General features: G+C 34.6%; 5 protein-coding genes. 1 reads left to right on the top strand and 4 read right to left on the bottom strand.

All coding sequences use genetic code 11. The features are described from left to right. Window positions 1-152: 152 nt before the first annotated feature. From DRF58_RS10520 to DRF58_RS10505, 4 genes are all read right to left on the bottom strand, one after another. Window positions 153-626, bottom strand: a complete 474-nt coding sequence (locus DRF58_RS10520) for a thioredoxin family protein (protein WP_116035276.1) — start codon at window positions 624-626, stop codon at window positions 153-155. Between the two features lies 1 nt (window position 627). Beyond that, window positions 628-2,691 carry a TonB-dependent receptor plug domain-containing protein gene (locus DRF58_RS10515; protein WP_116035284.1) on the bottom strand — a complete coding sequence of 688 codons (2,064 nt, stop codon included), beginning with the start codon at window positions 2,689-2,691 and terminating at the stop codon, window positions 628-630. Between the two features lie 124 nt (window positions 2,692-2,815). Continuing rightward, window positions 2,816-4,153 carry a UDP-N-acetylmuramate--L-alanine ligase gene (locus DRF58_RS10510; RefSeq protein ID WP_116035275.1) on the bottom strand — a complete coding sequence of 446 codons (1,338 nt, stop codon included), beginning with the start codon at window positions 4,151-4,153 and terminating at the stop codon, window positions 2,816-2,818. Window positions 4,154-4,263: 110 nt separating this feature from the next. Beyond that, a complete protein-coding gene (locus DRF58_RS10505) occupies window positions 4,264-4,671 on the bottom strand; it encodes a hypothetical protein (protein WP_116035273.1) in 408 nt (135 codons plus the stop codon). A 522-nt stretch (window positions 4,672-5,193) separates the two neighbouring features. Here DRF58_RS10505 and DRF58_RS10500 point away from each other — a divergent pair. Continuing rightward, window positions 5,194-6,486 (top strand): tyrosine-type recombinase/integrase, encoded by a 1,293-nt coding sequence (locus tag DRF58_RS10500; protein ID WP_123902391.1) that lies wholly within the window; start codon window positions 5,194-5,196, stop codon window positions 6,484-6,486. The last annotated feature ends 5 nt before the right edge of the window (window positions 6,487-6,491 follow it).

Genomic DNA, 6,491 nt, shown 5'->3' with positions numbered 1-6,491 from the left:
GCCTATTGTTTCTTTCCAAAAAAACCGTCACTCAACTTGAAAAAAGTAAATGACGGTCAATTATTTTTGAACTTCGCTTAACCCGAACTCAGGTTAATTATTGAAAATATTATAGGTTCACAAAGGCGCTTCGCTTTGAGAAGATTCCTTTCTTAAGGTTTTATTTTATCGAGAATTTCTAAAAATTCCGAGGATTTTAGGTAACCATTGAATTGAAAAATAATTTCGTTTTGAGGATTCAAAATGATTAAGCTTGGGTAAGTTGTTTTTCCTTCTGTCAATGTTTCTGCTAGTTTGTGGATTCCTGTATTGGTTCCTGTTGGTTTGTATCGAAATATTTTTCCTGCGAAATTAATATCTCTTTTTTCTTCTGCATTGAACTGAATAAAATAGAAATTTTGATTGATGATTTTGAAAACTTTTTGATTTTTGAAAGTCGTATTTTCCAGGACTTTGCAGTAGTGGCACCAATAGGTTTTGATGAAAATTATGACATTTCGAGGTTCTGATTTTTGTAAATTTTCTAATTCTTCAAATTGATGATTCGTAATCTGAGAAAAGCAAATTCCGGAAAGTAAAAAACTTCCCAGAATTGCAAATCTAAATATGACATCACGAAATTTCATTTTAATTAAAATTAAATCGAATTCCTAAAAAACCTCTGATTCCCTGATTTGGGGCGTAAACATAAGAAGTATCAAAAGGTAAAGGATTGTCCAGAGTTGGTTCTCCAAAAGGATCATCTGACCTTGAAATAATAAATGGATTTCCTTTATTCGGGGTCCAATTGAGTAAGTTTTTTACGCCGGTATAAATTTCAAATTTCTTGAAACCATCATAAGTGAATTGAATATTCTGAATACTCCACCAAGGCGACATCGGTCTTCTCGGGTCAAGTTCACCCAACAAAGGCAAACGCATCGGACTGTAAATATTTCCTGTGTAATCAACAGATAAATTCCAAGGTTTGATTTTATAAGAAACTGTCCAAGTTCCTGCGATTTTTTCGGTCAGCATTTGTTGTTCAGTGATTCCGTTTTCGGTCAACGTATTTTCCATTAAAGTTCCTCCGAGAATGAATTTCAAACCATTGGTAAAAGTCAAATCTGCATTCAGGCTGATTCCTTTGCTAACAGCGTGTCCGTCAAGATTATAATAAATGATTTTATTGGTATCTGTTTCGTAATCAGGAACAATTCTGTTGGTAAAATATGTGTAAAATGCGGAAGCTTCCAATCCCACAAAACTTCCTGAATCAAAGTAGATTTTTTTTACAAAATTCAGATTCGCATTGTAAGATTTTTCAGGTTTCAAATCATTAAGAATAATTACATCTCTAGCTCCGGTCAAAGCGGCGTGGTCTTCTGTGAAAAGATTAACCACTCGAAAACCTGTTCCTGCATTAAATCTCAAAATATTATTATCATTCAAAGACCATTTGTAAGCCAATCTCGGCGTAAAAATATTCCCGTGAATATTATTGTGATCATAGCGAAAACCTAACAAAAGTTTATGCTTCTCCGCCAATATTATCTCATCCTGAAGAAAAATCCCAGGAAGCCAAGTTTTTTCAGCTTCGAACTGTGTTGCAGGCGTATTGTCATCGTAATAAGTGTATCGCAAAGCTGTTCCTGCCAACAAATCGTGATTACCCAATTTCTTATCCCAAGTCAGTTGTCCAAAAGCAATTTTCTGATTGGCAATGTAAGAAGTCGTTCCGTAACGGCTGTCTTGGTCGTGATTAATCAATGAAAAAGCAAAGAACATCTTTTCACTCACAGGAAGTTGATAATTCCCCAAAATCTCTGCCCGATTGGTGTAGATACTTTCGCCATAGATTTGATCACCACCTCGAAAAGACTTATTCCAACGGATGTCGCCACCCCAACGATCTTCGTACATATACCGTCCAGCAATTGTGAATAGACGATTTTCTTTTCTTTCAAAATTCCATTTTTGGAAAACGGAGATTCGGTTTTGTAAAGTGACGTCTGTGAAATTATCGTGGTTGTTATCTATTTTATTTTGAAAATTAAAATAATTAATACCTGTCAAAACACTCGCTCTTTTCCCTGCATTGAATTTGAAACCCAAATCCACATTATATTCGCCCCAAGTTGTGGACATCAAATCTGCCGTTGCCAAAGGTGCATTTTGAGGTTTTTTAGTAATGATATTAATGAGTCCACCAACAGCCTCGCTTCCATAAAGAGACGATGCAGGACCTTTTACAATTTCGATTCTTTCTACAAGTGAATTCGGGATTCCAGGAAGTCCATAAACAGTTCCGAGTGAACTCACGATGGGCATTCCGTCAATCAAAACCATTGTGTAAGGACCTTCCAAACCGTTGATGTGAATATCGCCCGTGTTACAAATATTGCAATTAAGTTGAGGACGAACACCATTGATATTTTGCAAAGCATCAAAAATACTTGGTGTCGGATTTTTTCTAAAAAATTTTGGTGTGTAAACTTCAACCGGAACGGGACTTTCCAAACGATTCACTTCCTTCATTGTTCCAGAAATCACCACTTCATCGATGTTTGAAGTTTTAGATTGTTTTTCTTCAAGACTGATGCTGTCCGATTTTCTAATATTAATTTTATCCGCTTTTACTTCTTGTGATTTAATAAAAACAGAACCTGTCAAAAGGAATATAAAACCTAGTAAAGAAGATTTAATAATCATAAAACAAATATTTTTCATTGACAAATATATCTATGTTAGATTAATCTAACAAATAAATTAGTCGAAAATAAAATCCTCTCGATTTCTCAAAAGGATTCTTTTAAATTTTATTCTTATTATTATTTTAAACTGTCAAGTCCAAACCTCCAAAATTACCGGAACTCATCATTACAAATGCGCCTTTGGTTTTATCAAGACTTTTCCAATATTTATGCAAATCTTCTGCATTGGTAAAGACTTTCAAGTTTTGATTCTTGAATTTTTCTTTGATTAATTCCGGAGATATAGGTTCCATTCTTTTAATCTTCAAAGCATCTTCCGAATAGAAAACAACGGCATTGTCCAAACCGTCCATTGCATGGTCATACTGCTCCAAGAAAACTGGATTGAGGCTGGAATAAGTGTGTAATTCCAAGAAACCAAAAGTCTCAGTTTTTGAAAATTGTTCTGCAAAAGCTGAAACCGTTGCTTTCACTTTACTTGGTGCGTGTGCAAAATCTTTGTAAAGCAAACCGCCATCTTTTCTTTCCACTTTCTCCAATCTTTTGGAAGCGCCTTTGAAACTCATAATTGCTTCATAAAATTCCTCTTCCATAATTCCCAATTGAGAACAGATAAATCTTGCGCCTTCCAGATTCAGAAGGTTGTGTTTTCCGAAGACAGATAACGGAATTTCTCCCATATCGGTTTTCAGGTTTACAATTCCATTGACGATTTCGTATTCTGGGGTTTTGTATGGGATTTTTCTGAAATAATTTTCTGCACTTAAAACCACTTTTACAACCTCAGCATCTTCTTCGTTATAAACCAAAACTCCGCCCGGGGTAATACTCGCTACGAATTTTCTAAACTGCTCAACGTAATCATCAAAGGTTTTGAAAACATTAATGTGGTCCCAAGCAATTCCAGAAATCAAAGCGATATTCGGTTGATAAAGTAGAAATTTTGAACGTAAATCAATTGGAGAAGACAGATATTCGTCGCCTTCGAGAATCATAAAATCATTATCATTCGTGATTTTCACCATACAATCAAAACCTTCCAATTGTGCGCCGACCATATAATCGATATCTTTCTGATGGAAATTAAGGACGTGAAGAATCATTGATGTAATCGTCGTTTTTCCGTGAGAACCACCAATCACAACTCTCGTTTTCTCTTTGGATTGTTCGTAAAGAAACTCCGGATAAGAATAGATTTTCAATCCCAACTCTTTCGCTCTTGCCAATTCCGGATTGTCTGCGTGTGCGTGCATCCCGAGAATCACAGCATCAATATCCGAAGTTAGTTTTTCTGGAAACCAACCTAACTCTGCAGGCAAAATTCCTTTTCTTTCTAATCTGGATTTTGAAGGTTCAAAAATAGCATCATCGGAACCAGTCACCTGATAGCCTTTATCTTTGAGAGCAATGGCAAGATTGTGCATCGCAGAACCGCCAATGGCAATGAAATGGGTTTTCAATTCAATATAATTTTACACAAAAGTAAGGAAAGATGTGAGATGTCAGAAGTTAGAAGTCAGATTTTTGGAAATAAAAAACCTGATTTTTTACAATCAGGTTCCGAGGATATTTATGATAAAGTGGTTTGGAGCTTGGGACGTTCGTATTCTATTTTCAGTTCTTCGCCTGTTAATGTAAAGTAGATATTCTGCAATTGGTGAAGATAACTACATTTGATATAGTTTCCGAAAAACAAAAAACCTTCTAAAATTTTATTAGAATTAAGATCAAAATCATATCGGCAATAGTTTGGAAGGTCGAATCTTATTCTGCTTTGAGAACGATAAGCCTCCTTAAACCCCAGTTTTGAAAACCATTCGGCAGTCAAAGCAATTGGTTTTAGTTTTCTAGAATCAATAGCGGTTTCCGAATCAATTTTCACAAGGATTTCTTTATTAATATTTTCCATTCCGATTACAGGCACAATCTCATCTTCATATATAACCAAATTGTTGAGTCTAAGTTCTGTTGCTTCCATATTAATTGTGATTTATGAGTTGTGATGAGTGTAGAACTTACTTAACAAAACGTTTGCCAACTTGACATTAAATTAACATTAGAACATAGTAATTATGGATCAAGCCCAATATTTCCGTCAAAGGTTTTGAACTTGTGATAATTAGATAAGAGTGAAAATATTTTATTGAATGATTAAGTATTTCTTACTCATAAAAATATACTTCTGTACTATCTGTTCGAACGTGTGAAAAAAGGAAAATAAAAAGGTTTTATCAAATTATCGAGAAACACAGAGAACAAAAAACCCTAAAACATTACAAATGAATGAATTAGGGTTTACCAGTGAGGTGCCTAGCGTACCCGACAAACGAGTTTTCTAGCATTTTCGTAAAACTTAAAAATACACTACAAACCCTTTATTGATGGTACTTTACAATAGTATGTGATTGCATAGTGTTTTACTAAATTTCAGAACGGTTGGAATTTGGTTGGAATTAATTCCAACGGATTTTATATATTTGATTGTTCAAAAATTTCAAATATGGCAACTGTTAAATTTCGTGTTTTACACAAAACCGAAAACGCTCAAATCTATATCCGTTTTTCAATTGATAGAGATAATGTTTTTCAAATCAAAACAGGAAAAATAATCAATCCAAAATACTGGAGCGTAAAAACATCCCGACCTATCCAAACCCAACCACAGTTCAAAATACTTTACACAGAGCTGAATGAGTTGGAAACCTTTGTTTTGAAAGAATACAATTCCGATTATTCCAAAGGCGTTATTTTCTCAAAAGATTGGTTAGCAGAAAAGATTGACAAATTCTACAACCGCATAGAGATAAAAGAAGATGATACTGTTTTCATAAACTATCTGCAAAACTTCACAGATTTCAAACGAAGTACAGCGTCCTACACAGAATCCACTTTAAAAAAGTACAACAACCTGAAAGACCGTTTTCTATCTTATCAAAAGAAGAAAAAGAAAATCTTTCTATTGCAGGATGTGAGTTCCAAAATCTTAATTGATTTCAAAAACTACCTCATCACAGATTGCAACCTGATGGAAACCACAGCCGTAAGATTTATTAAAAATCTGAAAACAGTTTTGTTTGATGCTGAACAAAACGGAAAATCTATCCATTACCAAATTCGGGGATTCAGTACAGGAACGACTAACACAGAGTACAAAGTATTTTTATCCTTTGATGAGATTGAGAAAATAAAAGATGTTACTACACTCAATACAGATTGGAATATTGCAAAAGATTGGTTGGTACTTGGTTGTTATCTTGGGCAGAGAGTTTCTGACCTTTTGAGGATGAACAAACGGATGATTTACACCAAAACCGACAGCGAGGGCAACACGTTCCGATTCATTGAGATTAAACAACAGAAAACAGGGGAAAAAGTAGTGATACCAATCCACGATGAGGTGGAAACTATTTTGAACAAATACAACGGAGATTTCCCACCAACCTTTGCCAATAACTTTGATTCTAATGCAGTTCTTTTTAACAGACACATCAAAAAAGTTTGCGAGCTGGCAGGAATCCAAGAAATGATAAAAGGAAAAGTGTACAATGAGGACAAAAAGAAAAACGAAATTGTAGAAACGGAAAAATACAATTTGGTAAGTTCCCACGTTTGCAGACGTTCCTTTGCAACAAATTTTTACGGAAACAAACTATTTACCACACCTCAACTAATGGCAATCACAGGACATAAAACAGAAAATATGTTTCTAAACTACATTGGCAGAACCGCAGACGATTGGGCAATGCAAACCGCAAAGACTTTCAAAAAAATATCAAACCAGAAAATATCTTAAAAATA

The sequence above is a fragment of the Epilithonimonas hispanica genome (genome assembly GCF_003385395.1).
GTDB classification, from domain to species: domain Bacteria; phylum Bacteroidota; class Bacteroidia; order Flavobacteriales; family Weeksellaceae; genus Epilithonimonas; species Epilithonimonas hispanica.
Note: the sequence above shows the minus strand (reverse complement) of the source record. Positions and strands in the feature narration are given on the sequence as shown.

Excerpts from the sequence above, each read along its gene's own strand:
- DRF58_RS10520 (WP_116035276.1), bottom strand. The coding sequence starts at position 626 with ATGAAATTTCGTGATGTCATATTTAGATTTGCAATTCTGGGAAGTTTT.
- DRF58_RS10505 (WP_116035273.1), bottom strand. The coding sequence starts at position 4,671 with ATGGAAGCAACAGAACTTAGACTCAACAATTTGGTTATATATGAAGAT.
- DRF58_RS10515 (WP_116035284.1), bottom strand. The coding sequence starts at position 2,691 with ATGATTATTAAATCTTCTTTACTAGGTTTTATATTCCTTTTGACAGGT.
- DRF58_RS10500 (WP_123902391.1), top strand. The coding sequence starts at position 5,194 with ATGGCAACTGTTAAATTTCGTGTTTTACACAAAACCGAAAACGCTCAA.